16 protein-coding genes are annotated in these 17,670 nt (G+C 67.6%); 3 read left to right on the top strand and 13 right to left on the bottom strand.

The annotated features are described in order from the left end of the window. Window positions 1-54: 54 nt before the first annotated feature. From K7G19_RS21955 to K7G19_RS21920, 8 genes are all read right to left on the bottom strand, one after another. A complete protein-coding gene (locus tag K7G19_RS21955) occupies window positions 55-1,533 on the bottom strand; it encodes a hypothetical protein (RefSeq protein WP_226109141.1) in 1,479 nt (492 codons plus the stop codon). A gap of 179 nt (window positions 1,534-1,712) precedes the next feature. Then, a complete protein-coding gene (locus tag K7G19_RS21950; RefSeq protein ID WP_226109139.1) occupies window positions 1,713-3,365 on the bottom strand; it encodes a hypothetical protein in 1,653 nt (550 codons plus the stop codon). Between the two features lie 227 nt (window positions 3,366-3,592). Then, a complete protein-coding gene (locus tag K7G19_RS21945) occupies window positions 3,593-4,483 on the bottom strand; it encodes an NAD-dependent protein deacetylase (protein ID WP_226109208.1) in 891 nt (296 codons plus the stop codon). A gap of 5 nt (window positions 4,484-4,488) precedes the next feature. After that, window positions 4,489-4,680: an oxidoreductase-like domain-containing protein gene (locus tag K7G19_RS21940; protein WP_226109137.1), complete on the bottom strand. Its 192-nt coding sequence runs from the start codon at window positions 4,678-4,680 to the stop codon at window positions 4,489-4,491. A 136-nt stretch (window positions 4,681-4,816) separates the two neighbouring features. Continuing rightward, window positions 4,817-5,803, bottom strand: a complete 987-nt coding sequence (locus K7G19_RS21935) for a tripartite tricarboxylate transporter substrate binding protein (RefSeq protein ID WP_255650876.1) — start codon at window positions 5,801-5,803, stop codon at window positions 4,817-4,819. Between the two features lie 265 nt (window positions 5,804-6,068). Continuing rightward, window positions 6,069-7,154, bottom strand: a complete 1,086-nt coding sequence (locus K7G19_RS21930; RefSeq protein ID WP_149319352.1) for a phosphotransferase — start codon at window positions 7,152-7,154, stop codon at window positions 6,069-6,071. Between the two features lie 72 nt (window positions 7,155-7,226). Continuing rightward, window positions 7,227-8,006, bottom strand: coding sequence for an oxepin-CoA hydrolase, alternative type (locus K7G19_RS21925; protein ID WP_226109135.1), 780 nt, complete (start codon window positions 8,004-8,006; stop codon window positions 7,227-7,229). 42 nt (window positions 8,007-8,048) lie between these two features. Then, on the bottom strand, window positions 8,049-9,572 hold the full coding sequence (locus tag K7G19_RS21920) for a 3-hydroxyacyl-CoA dehydrogenase (RefSeq protein ID WP_226109133.1): 1,524 nt from the start codon (window positions 9,570-9,572) through the stop codon (window positions 8,049-8,051). A gap of 162 nt (window positions 9,573-9,734) precedes the next feature. Here K7G19_RS21920 and K7G19_RS21915 point away from each other — a divergent pair, with 162 nt between their 5' ends. Next, on the top strand, window positions 9,735-10,379 hold the full coding sequence (locus K7G19_RS21915) for a glutathione S-transferase (RefSeq protein WP_226109132.1): 645 nt from the start codon (window positions 9,735-9,737) through the stop codon (window positions 10,377-10,379). Between the two features lie 218 nt (window positions 10,380-10,597). Here the strand turns inward: K7G19_RS21915 and K7G19_RS21910 are convergent, their stop codons facing one another. After that, window positions 10,598-11,761, bottom strand: coding sequence for a pyridoxal phosphate-dependent aminotransferase (locus K7G19_RS21910; protein ID WP_226109131.1), 1,164 nt, complete (start codon window positions 11,759-11,761; stop codon window positions 10,598-10,600). A gap of 85 nt (window positions 11,762-11,846) precedes the next feature. Then, window positions 11,847-12,428 carry a putative toxin-antitoxin system toxin component, PIN family gene (locus tag K7G19_RS21905; RefSeq protein ID WP_149319347.1) on the bottom strand — a complete coding sequence of 194 codons (582 nt, stop codon included), beginning with the start codon at window positions 12,426-12,428 and terminating at the stop codon, window positions 11,847-11,849. A gap of 38 nt (window positions 12,429-12,466) precedes the next feature. Here K7G19_RS21905 and yaaA point away from each other — a divergent pair, with 38 nt between their 5' ends. Together yaaA and K7G19_RS21895 are read left to right on the top strand one after the other, a co-directional pair. Continuing rightward, the gene (gene yaaA, locus K7G19_RS21900) at window positions 12,467-13,264 is read left to right on the top strand and encodes a peroxide stress protein YaaA (RefSeq protein WP_150084788.1); all 798 of its coding nucleotides are present in this window, start codon (window positions 12,467-12,469) and stop codon (window positions 13,262-13,264) included. Window positions 13,265-13,353: 89 nt separating this feature from the next. Continuing rightward, complete coding sequence (locus K7G19_RS21895; RefSeq protein ID WP_226109130.1) at window positions 13,354-14,511, top strand: M14-type cytosolic carboxypeptidase; 1,158 nt, start codon at window positions 13,354-13,356, stop codon at window positions 14,509-14,511. Between the two features lie 129 nt (window positions 14,512-14,640). On the opposite strand, the gene K7G19_RS21890 is transcribed toward K7G19_RS21895, so the two are convergent. The 3 genes from K7G19_RS21890 to K7G19_RS21880 form a co-directional block, all read right to left on the bottom strand. Continuing rightward, entirely contained in the window at window positions 14,641-15,468 is an 828-nt protein-coding gene (locus K7G19_RS21890) for a BspC domain-containing protein (RefSeq protein WP_370639587.1), read from the bottom strand. A gap of 234 nt (window positions 15,469-15,702) precedes the next feature. Then, complete coding sequence (locus tag K7G19_RS21885) at window positions 15,703-16,584, bottom strand: N-formylglutamate amidohydrolase (RefSeq protein WP_226109128.1); 882 nt, start codon at window positions 16,582-16,584, stop codon at window positions 15,703-15,705. 25 nt (window positions 16,585-16,609) lie between these two features. Beyond that, window positions 16,610-17,596, bottom strand: coding sequence for a tripartite tricarboxylate transporter substrate binding protein (locus K7G19_RS21880; RefSeq protein WP_149319342.1), 987 nt, complete (start codon window positions 17,594-17,596; stop codon window positions 16,610-16,612). Between the last annotated feature and the right edge of the window lie 74 nt (window positions 17,597-17,670).

Genomic DNA, 17,670 nt, shown 5'->3' with positions numbered 1-17,670 from the left:
CCGTTGCGTCGGCGGCACCGTCGGTAGCGGCGGTGCCGCCGGCGCTCCCCGCGCTCAGTCGGCCATCCGCGGAACCATGACCCAGCTGCCACCGAATAGCGAAAACCGCCGGCGTGCGGCCGCCGCGGTGCCCGAGTCCGGGATGGGGGCCGGATCCTCTGCGATGTCGGCGACCGGCGCGGATTCCTGTTCGGCGATGTCGCGCGCGGACGACTCGCCGCCGGCGCGCTCTTCGCCGTCGTCATCGTCGCTGAGGTCCGACGCTTCGTCGGACGGCGGTTCGCCATGCACCGGTTTGGGCGGCTCCATGCCGCGCGAGTCGTATAGAACCGATTGCATGCAAGGCCGCAGGTCGCCGTCGGTGGTCGATTGCCGCATGACATGGTGCTCGGCGTCGAGCGCTTCGAAGACATAGCAGCCGGAGCCGTTCATCTGACCGTCCGTCCTGCGGGCGACATAGTGGCGTTCATTGGCACGTCTGTATTCGATCGGTTTGAGACTCCTGTCCCGCGCTTCACGTTGCCGATGCAGCTGGATCGGCGTCAGCGACTGATCCTCGGCGGCGTCATCGCTGCGATATTGTCCGATTCCGCAGGGGCGCTCGCATCGGAAGGACTCCGCCTCGCCGGCCGCGATGATGCGGTAGGCCACTCCCTCGCGGCGGCGGCATTCGTCCAGCATGTCGTGAAAGAGGTCGGAGAGGTAGTCGAGCAGCCGGGACAACAGGCGTATCAACAGATTGCCGCTCCCTGGCTGCATCGTCGTCAGGGCCTGGTCCAGCGCCGGCGCCAGGCATGCCACGTGAATGGCGTCGGAGCGTTCGCCCAGCTTGTATCGCTCGGGCTCTCGTCCCTGGAGCCAATTCAACAAGCTGCGCAATGGCGGGTCGTTGGCATCCCAATGGATCTCGATCTGATGATCGATCGTCAGCACGGGGCGCAGATTCGACATGTAATAGGTGTTGTCGTCCGGGCCGGTGTAGGAATGCCATTTCATCAGCTTGTTGATGCGCCAGCCGGTGCCGTCTTCCAGCGGCGTGATGCGTGCGCTGACCACCGAGGGCAGCAGCGGCAGATCGATTCCGTTGCGCACGGAAATCGCTTGCAGCGCCACCGCCTCGGCCTTCCAGAACTCGTCGGTGCAAAGGGTCGCCGCGGCGGTATAGGCGTGCGCCAGATTGTCGATGTTCTGTCCGGGCGCCGCCTGCGCCTTCAATTGGCCCGCTATCGCGGCAATCAGTTCGTGGCCGGCCTGGGTTCTGCTGTAGGGCTCCGCCTCGCGCGCGCGCCTGTCGCGGATGCGATTGTTCAGCCTGGCTTGTTCGACGAGATGATCGGAATTGACATGGCTCGCGCCCGCGAATTCGATGCGGCACCGCTCATCTTCGAACAGTCGCCATGCGGTCTGGGCAAAGGCCATGCCGAAGTTGGCACGCGCAATGTGCTCGGACGGAGCCGTCGGGATGGGCATCGGCGCATGCGTGACGGCGTGCAGCATGGCACAGGGATCGATGAAGGGTTTGGAGAATGGCATATCGGGTAGCAGCGATCGGTATGGAATACGCCGCTGGCCGATCCGCGATCCGGGGCGAATGATCTGCGGGATGCCGAAAGATTTCGATCCGATGCGGCGTCGGCCGGGCGACCTGGACAGGCGATGCAAATGCGGCGCAGAGCGTCCGCACCGCATCGGTGACGTGCTGCGAGCCGGTCTTATGGCTTGTCGTCTGCCCCGGTCGGCGACCCGGTGCCGGCTGCGGCGTTGTTGGCGACCGTAGGCGAAGAGCCCTTCTCCGGCCCCGAAAACGTCATCGCGCGGCCCCTTTTCCCCGGGGTCGGCGCGCCGTTCTGCTTCCGCTCATCCGTTCCCTTTCGCTGCTGGTAGACGAGATCCATCGGTATTTTTGCGAGGTTTTCAGCGGCGAGGCCCGCCTCGTATTTGGCGACCTTCGCTTGCAGTTCCCGTACCTTGTCCTGGGTTTCCTCGTACTGGCTTGTCACCTGCTCGAGCCGGGGCCGCAGGTGGTTTCGCTCGCCCTCCGCGGCGGTCAACCTTTGCTCGAGGTTCGCAACGCTCGCGAGAAGCGTGTTCCGCTCTGCCAGCACCGTGTTGTGCTCGCCCTCGATCCCCTCCCGCAATCGACGTTCCCTTGCCACGGTTTGTCGCAGTGCTTCCAGTTCCGCCTGGACCTCCGGGGATGGGCCGAGCGGCGGTTGCGGGACGAAGTCCGGCGGCGGTAGCGGAAGGTCAGGGGGAGCGATCGGGGCGTCCGGCTGACGGTGCTCCTGATGCTCGATGGGCCCTTGCTGGTTCCAGTCGCCGATGGCGACCCTCTGCCGAAGCGCAGGGTCGCGCTGCTCCAGCAGTGTCCTCAAGGAAGAGGGGGCATCGCCGGCAGCCGGGCCATGTATGCGATGGATCCAGTTGGGCCGATGCGCGAGCTTCTTGATGACGATATGCTGGCCGCTTGCTTCGGGATCCGGTGCGTGCGCGACATGCTGGCTGCCTGCCCATGACCAATTGCCCAGGCTCTTGGGGACCTTCGCGAGGCGGTGACGATGAAAGTCCACGCCTCCGACCCGCACCTTGATCTGCACGCCGCGAAACAGCCGCCCCAATAGCGGAATACTGGCCAGCGCATCGAGCAGCGCGGTGACGAACCCGCGGGTGCCATGCTTCATCAGCTTGTCGCGGATCTCGGGCAGCGGGCTGTTGACATGCAGCGAAACAAAGCTGCCCTCCAGCCACTGATTTCCGGCCCTGCGCTTCAGCGGTATCACGACCTTGACATTGGCGGTGAGCACCGCGCCGTGCTCGCGCATGCAATGCCACTGGCCACCGGACTGGTATTCATGCCAGGCCGCGCTCAAATGGCATTCCATCGATTTGCCGTCCTTCGACATCTCGACGTTCATGCCCAACTGGGCAGGGCTCGCCAAGCGGATTTCGCCGTAAGTGGTGTCGTGGTTCAGCGTCGACCGAAGCGTGGTTTCGGCCGTATTCCAAAAGGCTGGGCTGGCGATCAACGCTGCCACCGCATAGTAGGCCGATTCCTCGATGGCGGAAGTCGGCGCCTGGCCGGCAAACGTGCGGGGCAGCCTCGCCGCGATGCCCTCCAGGATGGCAGCCCCTTGCCTGTCATGGCTGTGTCTTGCGATGTCCTCGAGGGGGACGGCTTCGCCCGCGATCTCCAACTTGACGCGTGGCTCCATGCGTGGGTCCGAGAGGAACAACCGCTCGGCACCATCGAGGAGCTGCGGCAACTCGTCGGCCGTCAGCCCGGGGACACTGATTGGCGCCGCGAACAAGTCCTTGGCCGCATGGCTGTGTCCGGTCGACATCGAATTCAGATAGGAGACTTTCATGGTATTCGCCTGTGACAGGGGAGGTTCACGTCCGGGCGGCATGTACATACCGTGCACCGGACCCTTCGCGCGTGGCGGTGGTCGACGATCGCGACGGACATCCCCAGTCCACGCCGACGCCACAACCAACGACGGGTCACATGCTGCTACCGAATTGGTGTCTCAACTGTCGGTGGTTTACGGCCGTTTCTGATTTGCGACTTATTCGTATCGAAATTGCTGCGAAGTCAGGCGGCGATGTTGCGCAGCGCGGCGTCCAGGCGCGTCAGCGTGGCGCCGCAGGGCGCGGCGATCTTCATGGTCAGCAGGGGATCGGCGCGGGTGCGGCCGAGATTGATCGCGACGACCGGCTTGCCGGCCTGCGCAGCGGCGACGCAGAAGCGGTATCCGGAAAAGACCATCAGCGAGGAGCCCACGACCAGCAGCGCGTCGGCGCGCTGCAATGCCTCGTGGACCGCGGCCACGCGATCGCGCGGCACCGAATCGCCGAAGAACACCACGTCGGGTTTGATGATGCCGGCGCAGCGGCGGCAATGCGGCACGGTGAAGCCGTGCAGGTCGTCGGGCTCGAGATGCGCGTCGCCATCGGCCGACGGCACGGCCGACAGGCCGGCGATGGCCGGGTTGGCCGCTTCGAGTTCGTGCTGGATGTCGGCGCGGGCGTGACGTTCGCCGCAGGACAGGCAGACGACCGAACTCAGGCTGCCATGCAGCTCGATCACGCCGGTGCTGCCCGCCGCCTGGTGCAGGCCGTCGACGTTCTGCGTGACCAGCGCCTCCACGTGCCCGGCCTGTTGCAGGCGGGTCAGCGCGCGGTGGGCGTCGTTGGGCAAGGCGCGCGACATGATCGGCCAGCCCACCATGCTGCGCGCCCAATAGCGCTGGCGGCGCGCGTGCGATTCGAGAAATTCGCGATGCTGGATCGGCGTGCTCGCACGCCAGTTGCCATCGGCATCGCGATAGCCGGGGATGCCCGAATCGGTGCTGATGCCGGCGCCGGTCAGCACCAGCAGGCGCGGGTGCCGGCGTACGAAGCCAATCAGCGCGTCATCGTCGCCATGCGGCGGACCGTCGACCGCGATCGGCGCGGCAGCGCCCGGCGTCGCCGCGGTGGTCATGGCCGTCACGGCGAGGGCGCCTCCTCGGGATGCCGCGCCAGCCAAGCGCGCAGTTCCTGCCGGTAGCGCTCCATTTCTTCGTAATAGAAATCGAAGATGCAGGGGCTGCAGCCGCTCCCGCAACAGGCGTCGTCGTCGGGCCGGTTGGGCGGCAGCGGGCGGGGATCGTCGTGAGAGTGAGGGGAGGGGGCGGACACAGCGGCGGACAAGGTAGCGGACAGCGTGAACCGGTCAAAATCGATAGCAACGGCCAGTATACGCTTGCCGCCTGGGCCACGCCCGGGCTCATCCGGGCCGGGAGGGGAGTGCCGAAAGCCTCCCGGCTGGCCGCCGTCAGTCCAGCTTGATGCCCGCCTGCTTGACCACCGCAGCCCAGCGCGTCTTCTCGGCCGCGAAGAAGCGGTTGGTCTCGGCGGGCGTCATCGTCACCACCTCGGCGCCCTGGCCGGCCAACTGCGCGCGCACCTCCGGCGAACGGATGATGCGCACCAGCTCGGCGTTCAGGCGCGTCACCGCGGCGTCCGGCATCCTGGCCGGCGCCATCACGCCCTGCCAGGTGCCCGATTCGAAATTGGCGACGCCCTGTTCGGCGATGGTCGGCAGATTGCCCACCAGCGGCATGCGGGTGCGCTTGGACACCGCGATCGCCTTCAGCTTGCCGCTCTGCACATGCGGCAGCGTCGCCAGCATGCCGTTCATCAGCACCTGCGCGGTGCCGCCGACGGTATCGGCAATCGCCTGCGCGCCGCCCTTGTACGGCACGTATTGCCATTTGGCGCCGGTGGCTTGCTGCACAGCCACGCCGGCCAGATGCGGGGCGCTGCCGATCGCGGTGACGGCGAAATTCAGCTCGCCGCGCTTGGACATCTCGACCAGGTCCTTCAGCGTATTGGCCTGCACCGACGGGTTGACCACCAGCATGTGCGGCGAATAGGCCAGCATGCCGACGCCCTTCAGGTCCTTGGCCGGATCGAAGGTCAGCTTGGTGTAGACCGACGGGCTGATCGCCAGCGCGCCGACATCGCACAACAGCAGCGTGTGGTTGTCGCCGCCGGACTGCGCCACGAAGGCGGCGCCGACATTGCCGTTGGCGCCCGGACGGTTGTCGACCACGACGGGCTGGCCCAGCGCCTCGCCCAGCTGCTTGCTGATCAGCCGCGCGATGATGTCCGACGAGCCGCCAGCGGGATAGGGCACCACCAGCCGGATCGGGCGGTTCGGCCAGGTATCGGCGGCAAGGGCGGGGGCCGCCAGCGGGGCGGCGGCAGCGGCGAGGGCGGCGGTGGAGGCCAGTCTGAGGAAGCGGCGGCGTGCGTGCATGATGTCTCCGGAACGAGTTATTTGTCAGTCGTCATACAACAATGGTCGCCATCATAAGAGCCGGAATGCCAGGCCGTCTAGCGGTTGAGACCGGATTTTTTGCCCGATTCAGGGAAATCCCGGAGGTGGTGGCGCGGGCTCTGGTTATATGTCATCGGACAATGTGGCGGATGCTTAGAGCCGATGGCGCACAAAGAAAAAGGGCTGGCGCGGCTCGTCGCCGCGCCAGCCCTTGTCGGCCCAGCCTGGGTCGTACGTACCGCGCTCAGGCGATCCGCTGCTTCGCCTTCTGCGCGTACTGCCAGCCCATCTCGGCCATCGGGCGGGCCCGCCGGCCGGCGTCGACCGCCTGCGCCGACGATGCCGTGCCGTCGACCACGCGCTTGGCGATGCCCTGCAGGATGCCGGCGATGCGGAACATGCTGAAGGCCAGGTAGAAGTTCCAGTCGCCGGTGATCTGGCGTCCGGTGCGCTGCTCGTACATGCGGCGGTAGGTCGCCTCGTCGGGAATGCCGAGCGCGGCGTAGTCGAGCCCGGCGATGCCGCGGAACTGGCCCGGCGCGATATGCCAGCTCATGCAGTGGTAGCCGAAGTCGGCCATCGGATGGCCGAGCGTCGACAGCTCCCAGTCCAGCACCGCCAGCACGCGCGGCTCGGTGGGGTGGAACATCAGGTTGTCGAGCCGGTAGTCGCCATGGACGATGCTGGTCAGGTCCTGGTCTTCTTCCGGGATATGGTGCGGCAGCCAGTCCATCAGCGCGTCCATCGCGTCGATCTTCTCGGTCTCGGACAGCTTGTACTGCTTGGTCCAGCGCTCGATCTGGCGCGCGAAGTAATTGCCCGGCTTGCCGTAGTCGCCCAGCCCGATGGCCTGGTAGTCGACGGTATGCATCGCGGCGATGACGCGGTTCATCTCGTCGTAGATCGCGGCGCGTTCGCTCGGGCTCATGCCCGGCAGCGACTGGTCCCACAGCACGCGGCCGTTGACGTACTCCATGATGTAGAAGGCGCGCCCGATCACGGCCTCGTCCTCGCACAGCGCGTACATGCGCGCGACCGGCACGTCGGTGTTCGCCAGCGCGGCCATCACGCGGTACTCGCGCTCGATCGCGTGCGCCGACGGCAGCAGCTTCGACTTCGGTCCCGGCTTGGCGCGCATCACGTAGGTGCGGCCCGGCGTGATCAGCTTGAAGGTGGGGTTGGACTGGCCGCCCTTGAACTGCTCGACCGTCAGCGGCCCGGCGAAATCCTCGACATGGTCGCGCAGCCAGGCTTCGAGCGCGGCGGTATCGAAGCGCTGCTGCTCGGCGACCGGGCGCGTGCCCTCGAACTGGGAAAGATTGCTGCTCATGCTGTCTCCGGTATCTTTTTTATCGGGATCGGTGCGGGTGGGACCGCGGTCGGCCGCGCTGGGCCGTGGGCTTCAACGATAGGTCGGCTTGCGCTTCTCCAGGAAGGCGCTGATGCCTTCGCCGCCGTCGGGGTGATGCAGCGCGGCGACGAAGTTCTCGCGCTCCTGCGCCAGATGCGCGTTCAGCGACAGCGTGCCGGCCTGGTTGATCAGCCCCTTGATGCGGCCCATCGCGTGCGAGGACTGCGCGGCCAGCGACTGGCCCAGGCGCAGCGCTTCGTTCAGCGCCTCGCCCGGCTCGGTCACGCGGTTGACCAGGCCGAACTGCGCAAGCCGCTGCGCGTCGACGGTCTTGCCTTCGATCAGCAGCTCGGAGGCCAGCTGGCGCGGCAGCGCGCGTGCCAGCTCATACGAGCCGCCGCCGTCGGGGGTCAGGCCGACCTTGACGTAGGCCATCACGAACTTGGCATTGCTGGCCGCCACCACGAAGTCGCAGGCCAGCACCAGCGAGAAGCCCGCGCCCGCGGCCGCGCCCTCGACGGCCGCGATGATCGGCTTCGGAAAGGCATGCAGGCTTTCGATCCAGGCATGCAGCATCGTGATGCTGTCGGCCTGCACCTGCGGCGGCTGCGCGCGATTGCCGAGCAGCCGGTTCAGGTTGCCGCCGGCGCAGAACATGCCGTCGGCGCCGGTCAGCACCACCGAGCGGATGCCGCTGTCCTGCTCGGCCGCCTGCAGCGCTTCCCTGGTCGCGAGGTAGATCTCCGGGCCGAGCGCATTGCGCATTTCCGGATTGGAGATGGTCAGCACCAGTGTCGCATCGACGCGTTCGGACAGCAGTTGGGCAGGCATGGCGGCTCGGTGGTGTGATGGAAGGGAAGGGGCCGGGGAGCGTCAGGCTTCCTCGGTCAGCAGCGACAGGCCCAGGCTGGCACGGCGCCACAGCCAAGGGCTCGGGCGATAGCGCATGTCGCCGGTCAGCCGCTCCATATTGCGCAGCACCTCGAGCACCAGTTGCGGGCCGATCGCATCGCCCAGCGCCAGCGGGCCCTTTGGATAGCCCAGGCCCAGGTTGACGGCGAGGTCGATGTCCGACGGCGTCGCGATGCGCTGCTGCGCGATATCGGAGGCGATATTGACGATGCACGAGACGATGCGCTGGGCGACGAAGCCGGCCGAATCGCGGATCACCGTGACCGGCACGCCGTCGCTGGCGAACAGGCCGTGGGCGCAATCGCGCATGGCCGCGCTGGTGGCGGGCGTCGTCATCAGCGTGCGGCGCCTGGTGGCCTCGAACGGCAGCAGCGTGTCGATGGCGACCACGCGGCTGGCGTCCAGGCCCTGCTGCAGCGCGCAGGTGGTGGCATCCAACCCGAGCGGCGTGACGACGATCAGCGCATCGGCCGACGGTGCGTTGCCGCCCTCGGGCGTGACGCCCATCGCGGTCAGCAGCTTGACCACCATCGCATGGCCGCGCTCGCTGTCGCGGCTGACCCAGACGTTGGCCGGGCGCGCGCTGGGCGCCGGCGCGGCGGCGGGCAGCTGCTTCTGGCCATCGACATAGCGGTAGAAACCGGCGCCGGTCTTGCGGCCCAGCAGCCCGCCGACCTGGCGGATCGCCGTGATCGGCGAGGGGCGGTAGCGCGGCTCCTGGTAGAACTGGTTGTAGATCGACTCCATCACCGGGTGCGAGACGTCGAGCCCGGTCAGGTCCATCAGCTCGAACGGGCCCATGCGGAAGCCCGCCTGCTCGCGCATGATCGCGTCGATGTCGGCGAACTCGGCCACGCCTTCCTGCGCGGCCTTCAGCCCTTCGATGTTCATGCCGCGGCCGGCATGGTTGACGATGAAGCCCGGCATGTCCTTGCAGCGCACCGGCGTATGGCCCATCCGGCGCGACAGCGCCATCAGCGCATCGCCGACCGCCGGATCGCCGGACAGGCCGTCGATCACCTCGACCACCTTCATCAGCGGCACCGGGTTGAAGAAGTGATAGCCGACGACGCGGCCTGGGTGCTTCGCGCCGACCGCGATTGCGGTGATCGACAGCGACGAGGTGTTCGACGCGATCACCGCGTCCGCACGCACGATGGCCTCGAGCTTGGCGACCAGCTCGCGCTTGACCTCGAGCCGCTCGACGATGGCCTCGAGCACCATGTCGCAATCGGCCATTTCCTCGAGCGCGCCGCACGGCTGCACGCGCGACAGCGTGGCGGCGGCATCGTCGCTGCTGATCTTGCCCTTGTCGGCGAGCTTGGCCAGCGTGTCCTGCAGATACTGGCGGGCGGCCGCGACGGCCTGGGGATTGGTGTCGAACAGGCGGACGGTCAGGCCGGCCTGCGCCGCGATCTGGGCAATGCCCCGGCCCATCGCGCCGGTGCCCACGATGCCGAGGGTGTCGATAGTCAAAGTGCTCATCGTGCTTCCAAAAAGTTGTGGTTAAATTAGCACGCTCGTGCGGTTTTTGCACTCGTTGCGTGAACACTGCCGCGCCGGCGCGTGCGCTGATCGGCCAAAAAAGCCGGGGCGCGGCCACCGATCCCGTCCGGGAGAACGCAGCACAACAAAGGAGACATACCCATGCTGAAGCTCTGCGGCTTTGCTGCCAGCAACTACTACAACAAGGTCAAGCTGGCGCTGCTGGAAAAGAATGTGCCGTTCGAGGAGGTGCTGGCCTGGATCGGCGAGACCGACCTGAACGCCTCGCCGCTGGGCAAGGTGCCGTACATCGTCGCGGACGGCGGCACGCTGTGCGAATCGGAGGTGATCGCCGAATACCTGGAGGCCGCCTATCCGCAGACCCCGCTGCTGCCGGCCGATCCGCTCGCCGCCGGCAAGGTGCGCGAACTGGTCACCTACATGGAACTGTATCTGGAACTGACCGCGCGGGAGCTTTATCCCGAGGCGTTTTTCGGCGGCAAGGTCAGCGATGGGGTCAAGGAGCGCCAGCACAAGCTGCTGACCCGCTACATTCCCGCCTTCGCCAGGCTGGCGAAGTTTTCACCATATATGGCCGGCGACACCTTCACGCTGGCCGACTGCGCCGCGGTGGTGCATCTGCCGCTGGTGTCGGCGTGCACCAAGATCATTTACGGCAACGACATGCTGGCCGACCTGCCGGTCAAGGACTATCTGAAGCGCATGAGCGAGCGGCCGACGGTGCAGAAGGTCAACGCGGACCGCAAGACCAACACCGAGCTGATGCTGAGCCGGAACAAGCCGTAAGAGGGCGATCGCGGTTTGGAGCCCCCCTCTCCCCAACCCTCTCCCCCTGAGGGGAGAGGGAGAACTCCGCCGGGCCGGGCATTCGTTGCCGGTCCTTCGTAGCGCGCCGGTGTTCATAACCCTCGGTGTACTCCCTCTCCCGCTTGCGGGAGAGGGCCGGGGAGAGGGCCGGGGAGAGGGCAACGGGCGGTCGCATGGCGCAGACCGCCCGCCCTGCCTCACAGCTTGCGCAGCCGCTCCAAGGCCAGCGCCAGCGTCTCCTCCCGCTTGGCGAAGCAGAAGCGCACCACGCCGGATTCGCGCGGCTGCGAATAGAACGCCGATACCGGAATCGCCGCGACGCCGATCTCGCGCGTCAGCCACATCGCGAAATCCGCTTCGCTCATGTCCGAGATCGCCGAATAGTCGACGCACTGGAAATAGGTGCCGTCCGACGGCAGCAGCTTGAAGCGCGTATCGGCCAGTCCCGCACGGAAGTAATCGCGCTTGGCCTGGTAGAAGGCCGGCAATTCGAGATAGGGCCCGGGGTCGGCCATGTAGTCGGCCAGGCCGTGCTGCACCGGCGTGTTGACGGTGAACACATTGAACTGGTGGACCTTGCGGAATTCCGCCATCAGCGCGGCCGGCGCGGCGACATAGCCGACCTTCCAGCCGGTCACGTGATAGGTCTTGCCGAAGCTCGACACGACGAAGCTGCGCCGCGCCAGTTCCGGATGGCGCGCCACCGACTGATGCGACTGGCCGTCGTAGACCATGTGCTCGTAGACCTCGTCCGACAGCAGCAGGATGTCCGTGCCCGCCAGCAGCGCGGCCAATTGGCGCATATCGTCCTCGCGCCAGATCGTGCCTGTCGGGTTGTGCGGCGTGTTGATCAGGATCATCCGCGTGCGCGGCGTGATCGCGGCCGCGAGGCGGTCGAACGGAATGCGGAAGTGCGGCGCGTCCAGCATCACCGGCACCGGCTTGCCGCCGGCCAGTTCGATCGCCGGCAGATAGCTGTCGTAGCACGGCTCCAGCACGATCACTTCGTCGCCCGGATGCACCGCGCACAGGATCGCGGTCAGCAGCGCCTGCGTCGCGCCCGCGGTCACCGTGATCTCGCTGTCGGCATCGTAGGCGCGGCCGTAGAGCCTGCCGATCTTGGTCGCGATGGCCTGGCGCAGGCTCGGCACGCCGGCCATCGGCGGATACTGGTTCAGGCCGCCCCGCATCGCGCGCGTGACCGCGTCGACGATCTTCGGATCGCAATCGAAGTCCGGAAAACCCTGGCCCAGATTGACCGCATTCTTCTCGGCGGCGAGCGCCGACATCACGGTGAAGATGGTGGTGCCCACGTTGGGCAGGCGGGATGGGGGAGGGCTCAGCGGGGCGTCGGCGGACATGGCGTCAATCGTCAAATCGTCAAATGGTCGAACGTCAATCGGATGGCGGGGAGGCGGGGTGGCAGGCTGGCAATCGGAGGCGATTCTAGCGCGCCGGCCGCGCGGCCAGCCAGGGCGCGAAGGCCTGCGGCGTCAATACCGCGACGCCGCTGCTGCGGCGCAGCCGGCCCGCCAGCTTGAGCACCGCCTTGTCCTTCGACACCAGGCATTCGGCGCCGGCGAAGTGCGCCAGCTCGATGAACTTCTGGTCGTCGCCGTCGCGGCAGCGCGGCAGCCGGATCGCTTCGGCCTGCGTCGGGCAGGGCGGTGCGACCGCGGTGGTCAGCCGGTCCACGGTCGCCAGCGCCTCGTCGATATCGACGTCGAAGCGCGCGAACTGCGGGTACGCCAGCACGCGGCGCAATTCCTCGCGGCAATCGGCGCGGATCAGCGGCGCGATGGCGCCGTCCCGCAGGGCCGTGCGGATCGGCTCGGCATGCGGATCGCGGAATACCAGCAGGTCGATCCAGACGTTGGAGTCCAGCACCACGCGGGGCGGGGAGGCGTCGTCGGGCGCTGCGTTCGGAAGCGCGGGCGCGGGGTTGGGTGCGACGCTGGGTCCTGTGGCGGACCCGGCGTTGGACCCGGCGTTGGACCCGATCGCGGGTCCGGTAGAGGGGTTGAGCATTCGTTACAATCGGAACTTTGTTTCTGCCGCATTCTGCCATGTTGATCGTTCTGTCGCCCGCCAAGTCGCTGGACTACGAGACGCCGCCCCGCGTCCGGCCTCCGCTCAATGCCAGCCACCTGCCGCGGCTGATCCCGCGTTCGGCGCAGCTGATCGAACGCCTGCGCGCGCTGTCGCCGCAGGAAATCGGCACGCTGATGGATATCTCGGACAAGCTCGCGGTGCTGAACGCGACCCGCTACGCCGACTGGTCGCCCAAATTCACCGCGCGCAACAGCAAGCCGGCGGCGCTGGCCTTCAACGGCGATGTCTATGAAGGGCTCGACGCCCCCAGCCTGTCCGACGACGACCTCGCCTTCGCGCAGCGCCATGTCCGCATCCTGTCGGGCCTGTACGGCGTGCTGCGGCCGCTGGACTGGATGCAGCCGTACCGCCTCGAGATGGGCACGCGGCTGGCCAACGAGGCCGGCAAGGACCTGTACGCGTTCTGGGGCGACGACGTGACGCAACTGCTGAACAAGGACCTCGCCGCGCTGAAGGGCGAGGGCGCGCCGACGCTGGTCAATCTGGCCTCCGAGGAATACTTCAAGGTCGTCCGTCCCAAGGTGCTGAACGCGCGCGTGATCACGCCGGTGTTCGAGGACTGGAAGGGCGGCCGCTACAAGATCATCTCGTTCCACGCCAAGCGCGCGCGCGGCACGATGGCGCGCTTCGCGGTGACCCGGCGCATCACCGAAGCGGCCGGCCTGAAGAAGTTCGCCGAAGACGGCTACGCCTACGACGCGAAGGCGTCCGACGCGGCGCGCTGGGTGTTCCGCCGCCGGCTGGAAGACTGACGCCGCGCGCGCGGGCGTCGGGCCGATGGCCACGCGCCGGGCCGGCCAACAACGCGGCCAACAACAAATTCGTCTTGCGAGGCTCAGACATGAAGACCGCAGCGCTGCATATCTCCAGCCGGTTCGATTCCGGCGCGATCGAAGTCGAGGCGCTGGACCGCGCCGACGATATCCGGCTGCGCATCCGCGCCGATTCGCATGCCGACTTCCGCCAGTGGTTCCATTTCGGGCTGCACGGCGCGGCCGGCCAGGCCTGCCGGCTGCAATTCCTGAACGCCGGCGATTGCACCTATCCGGACGGCTGGCGCGACTACCGGGCCGTGGCCTCGTACGACCGCGTGCAGTGGTTCCGCGTGCCGACCCGCTTCGACGGGCAGGTGATGACGGTCGAATTCACGCCGGCGCATGACAGCGTCTGGTTCGCCTATTTCGAGCCGTATCCCGAAGAGCGCCACCTGGCCCTGCTGGGCACCTGCCAGCGTTCGCCGCGCGCGCGGCTGACGCATCTGGGCAGCACGGTCCGGGGCCGCGCCATGACGGCGGTGACGATCGGTACGCCGGAAGACGGTGACAATGCCGGCCGCAAGACCATCTGGATGATCGCGCGCCAGCATCCCGGCGAAACCATGGCCGAATGGTTCATCGAGGGCGTGCTGCAGCGGCTGACCGGCACCGGCATCTGGGCCGGCGACGGCGTGGCCGAGCGGCTGCTGCAGAAGGCCGTCTTCCATATCGTGCCGAACATGAATCCGGACGGCTCGGCGCTGGGCAATCTGCGCACCAACGCCGCCGGCGCGAACCTGAACCGCGAGTGGATGGCGCCGAGCCTCGATACCAGCCCCGAGGTCTATCACGTGCGCCGCGCGATCGAGTCGACCGGCTGCGACCTGTTCTTCGACATCCACGGCGACGAGGGCCTGCCGTACAACTTCGTCGCCGGCAGCGAGATGCTGCCCAGTTTCACGGAGTCCCAGCGCGTCGCGCAGGCGCGCTTCGTCGAGGCGTTCAAGCGCGCCACGCCGGACTTCCAGGACGTGCATGGCTATGCGGCGAGCAAGTACAACGCCGATGCGCTGAAGCTGGCCTCCAAGTACATCGGCCACGCGTTCGGCTGCCTGTCGCTGACGCTGGAGATGCCGTTCAAGGACAACGCCGACCTGCCGCAGCCGGAGGTGGGCTGGAACGGCGCCCGCAGCGCGCTGCTGGGCGCGGCGATGCTGCAGGCGATCCTGGCGCAGCTGGACTGAGCCACGCCGCCGCGGGATGCGGCGGCGATTCAGCGGCAAGTCGGCGCCAGTTCAGCGCCAAGTCGGCCGCATTACAGCGGCAAGTCAGCGGCAAGTCAGCGGCAAGCGTGACGATGCCGCGCGGCAGGATCAGCGCGCCGACTTGCTGGTCTTCTTCGTCGATTTGCTGCTGGTGGAAGCGCCGGACTTCGCCGCGGCCTTCTTCGTGCCGCCCGACGATTTCGCCGACGCCGCGGCCTTGCCCGAGCGGCTCGACCTGGTCGCCTTCGCCTTGCGGCCCTTGGCCGTGGCGTTGCGCGGCGCCACGCTGACGGCGGGCTTGGCGGCCGGTTCGACGATGATGTCGCCGTCGTCGTCCAGCAGTTCGTAGGCCAGCATCATGCCGTCGTCATAGCCGCAACGGACCTTGACCGGGTCCCAGCGCGACTGGCCGTTGCGGCGATGCGCGGCGGCCGAGAAGGTCACCACCGAGGTCACCGGCACCGCCTGCTTGCCGCGCGAGAAGCGGCCTTCCCAGCTTTCGACCGAGGCCTGTCCCGACGCCAGCGCGCCGGTCGGGATGCGCAGCGCGTCGTAGGTCGCCGAGCGCGGCACCACCCAGCTCGCGTGCGCGGCGCAGTCGGCCACGTCCGCGCTGGCGTTCTCGCTGCGCATCAGCTGCTGGCGCATCTGCGCCCGGTATTCGGCCAGGCTGACGCGGCCGGTGGGCGGCAGCGTGACGGTCTTTGTCGGGGAGTTGTCGTTGTCCGGCGGCGGTACCGCCTGCTTGTCGGAGTAGGAAGTCGCGCCGCGCGGTGCGGGCGCGGGGGTCTGCGGGGCGGGGCTGGCGGCGGGGGCCTGGGCCTGCTGGCCGGCGGTGTCGCCGGACTCGGAAGGCGCGGTGGCGCACGCGGCCAGCATCAGAGCGGCGGCCGCGGCGGCGAGGGCGCGCAGCCGCATGGAAATTCGTCGGATCACGGGATCTGCTTGCTTCGGGGGCGAAGTGGTTGGCAAAAGACTGCCATGATAGAGGAAACCCTTTGCACAAAGTTCCTCGCGGCAGCCAACCTAGGGTCAGTCCCGAGCGCGGACAGGGCCCGATTTGGACCCGATCCGGCCTCGGTGCGAGCCCGGTCCGCTCCCTCGTGACGCCATTGCGGCGCCCTGGTGCAGCGAATCGCGCCGGGCCGATGCCGGCCCGGCGCTTGGCGCTTAACGCGTCGCCGCCGAACGGGCGAAGCGGTCGAGCTCGGCAAGCAGCGCGTTCAGGTTCTGCTTGAGCTTGTCGAAGCCCGCATTGCGGGTCAGCGCCACCTCGTCCATGTACAGCTTGCGATTGATCTCGAGCTGCAGGCTGTGGCGGCCGGCCTGGGGCTGGCCGACCACGCGCACGATCTCCACGCCCTTGTAGGGGTGGTTGCGCCAGACGTCGTAGCCCATTTCCTTCAGCACGCCCTCGACCAGGTCGGTGAAGCGCTTGTCGCAGGTGCTGCCGTCGCGGTCGCCCACCACGAAGTCCGGATGCTGCAGGCCCGGATGCTCGGTGGCGTATTGCGCCGCCTCGCTCGGCATCGAATGGCAGTTGATGTGCCACGCGCTGCCGTGCTCGGCGATCGCCCGGTCGGCCAGCTTCTGCAGCTGGGCGTAGTAGGGCAGGTAGTAGCGCTCGATGCGCGCCTGCACCTCGGCCACGCTCAGCTTGCGATCGTAGATCGCCTCGCCGGTGTCGAGCACACGCCAGACCAGGCCCTTGCCGAGCCGGGTCTTGGGCGTTTCCTGCATCGGGCCCGGCCAGGGGGCGTCGAGCAGGGCCTGGTCGATCTCCTCGATGCCGCGGTTGGCATCGAGGTAGCTGCGCGGAAAGCCCGCGCACAGCAGCGCGATGCCCTGCTTCGGCGCGTCGGCGTACAGCTCGTCGACGAAGGTGTCCTCGGCCTGGCGCAGCAGGTTCAGGGGCAGCCCGGCGGCGAAGCGGAAGTCCGCCGGGTAGGTGGTCGCGCTATGCGGCGAATCGAGAAAGAGCGGGCTGCTCTCGCCTTCCGGCAGTTGCAGGAAGTAAGGGCGCTCCGCGCTCTTTCGGTCTGCTTCGGTCATGATGCTTGCGGCTCGGTCTTGCGGCTTAGTCCATCGAGATCTTGGCGGCGGCGGCGATGCGCTTGTTCTTGGCCACTTCGTTCTTGATCTGCGTGGCGAAGTGCGCCGGCGTGTCGCCGACCGGGGTCGCGCCCAGCTTCTCGAACTTCTCCTTGACCTCGGGCATCGCCAGCACCTTGACGGTGGCGTCGTGCAGCCTGGTCTGGATGTCGGCCGGCAGCTTGGCCGGGGCGATCAGGCCGAACCACGACGAATCGTTGACCTCGGCCAGGCCCAGCTCGGCGAAGGTCGGCACGTTCGGCAGCGCGGCGACGCGCTTGGGCGCGGCCACGGCCAGCGCGCGCAGCTTGCCGCCCTGGATGAACGGCAGCGACGACGGCAGGTTGTCGAACAGGATCTGGACCTGGTTGGCCAGCGTGTCGTTCAGCGCCGGGCCGACGCCCTTGTACGGCACGTGCAGCAGCTCGGTCTTGCTGCTCAGCTTGAACAGCTCGCCCATCATGTGCGACACGCTGCCGTTGCCGGCCGAGCCGTAGGCCAGCTTGTTCGGCTGCGACTGCGCCAGCGCGATGAAGGCCTTCATGTCGTTGGCCTTGACCGACGGGTGGACGCTCATCACGTTCGGCACCGAGGCCAGGTTGGTGATGGTGGTGAAGTCCTTGGTCGCGTCGTACTGCAGGCGCGGGTAGATCGCCGGGTTGATGCCGTGGGTCGAGGCGGTGGCGATGCCGATGGTGTAGCCGTCCGGCGTGGCCTTGGCCAGGTAGCTGGTGCCGATGCTGCCGCCGGCGCCGCCGCGGTTGTCGACCACCACGGCCTGGCCCAGTTGCTGGCCCAGCTTGTCGGCGACGATGCGGGCGACGATGTCGGTGGTGCCGCCGGCCGGGAAGGGCACGACCAGCGTGATCGGCTTGGTCGGATACGAACCCTGCGCGGCAGCCTGGAACGACAGGCCGGCGGCCAGGGCGGCCGAGCCGGCAGCGATGAGGCGGAGCATGTTACGGCGTTGCATGAATGATCCTGAAAAGGGGTCCAACACGGAAATGGGGGAGAAAGGGCGTCGGCAGGGCGCGCCCGTCGTTGCTG

The organism is Cupriavidus sp. DB3 (genome assembly GCF_020418465.1).
GTDB classification, from domain to species: Bacteria; Pseudomonadota; Gammaproteobacteria; order Burkholderiales; family Burkholderiaceae; genus Cupriavidus; species Cupriavidus cauae.
The sequence above is the reverse complement of the archived record's forward strand: the minus strand, read 5'-3'. Positions and strand labels throughout refer to the sequence as shown.

What these genes read in the sequence shown, in the direction of transcription:
- K7G19_RS21950 (WP_226109139.1), bottom strand. Translation starts at nt 3,365, where the DNA reads ATGAAAGTCTCCTATCTGAATTCGATGTCGACCGGACACAGCCATGCG.
- K7G19_RS21885 (WP_226109128.1), bottom strand. Translation starts at nt 16,584, where the DNA reads ATGACCGAAGCAGACCGAAAGAGCGCGGAGCGCCCTTACTTCCTGCAA.
- K7G19_RS21945 (WP_226109208.1), bottom strand. Translation starts at nt 4,483, where the DNA reads ATGACCACCGCGGCGACGCCGGGCGCTGCCGCGCCGATCGCGGTCGAC.
- K7G19_RS21880 (WP_149319342.1), bottom strand. Translation starts at nt 17,596, where the DNA reads ATGCAACGCCGTAACATGCTCCGCCTCATCGCTGCCGGCTCGGCCGCC.
- K7G19_RS21910 (WP_226109131.1), bottom strand. Translation starts at nt 11,761, where the DNA reads ATGTCCGCCGACGCCCCGCTGAGCCCTCCCCCATCCCGCCTGCCCAAC.
- K7G19_RS21905 (WP_149319347.1), bottom strand. Translation starts at nt 12,428, where the DNA reads ATGCTCAACCCCTCTACCGGACCCGCGATCGGGTCCAACGCCGGGTCC.
- K7G19_RS21925 (WP_226109135.1), bottom strand. Translation starts at nt 8,006, where the DNA reads ATGCCTGCCCAACTGCTGTCCGAACGCGTCGATGCGACACTGGTGCTG.
- K7G19_RS21935 (WP_255650876.1), bottom strand. Translation starts at nt 5,803, where the DNA reads ATGCACGCACGCCGCCGCTTCCTCAGACTGGCCTCCACCGCCGCCCTC.
- K7G19_RS21930 (WP_149319352.1), bottom strand. Translation starts at nt 7,154, where the DNA reads ATGAGCAGCAATCTTTCCCAGTTCGAGGGCACGCGCCCGGTCGCCGAG.
- K7G19_RS21895 (WP_226109130.1), top strand. Translation starts at nt 13,354, where the DNA reads ATGAAGACCGCAGCGCTGCATATCTCCAGCCGGTTCGATTCCGGCGCG.
- K7G19_RS21920 (WP_226109133.1), bottom strand. Translation starts at nt 9,572, where the DNA reads ATGAGCACTTTGACTATCGACACCCTCGGCATCGTGGGCACCGGCGCG.
- K7G19_RS21955 (WP_226109141.1), bottom strand. Translation starts at nt 1,533, where the DNA reads ATGCCATTCTCCAAACCCTTCATCGATCCCTGTGCCATGCTGCACGCC.
- K7G19_RS21915 (WP_226109132.1), top strand. Translation starts at nt 9,735, where the DNA reads ATGCTGAAGCTCTGCGGCTTTGCTGCCAGCAACTACTACAACAAGGTC.
- yaaA (WP_150084788.1), top strand. Translation starts at nt 12,467, where the DNA reads ATGTTGATCGTTCTGTCGCCCGCCAAGTCGCTGGACTACGAGACGCCG.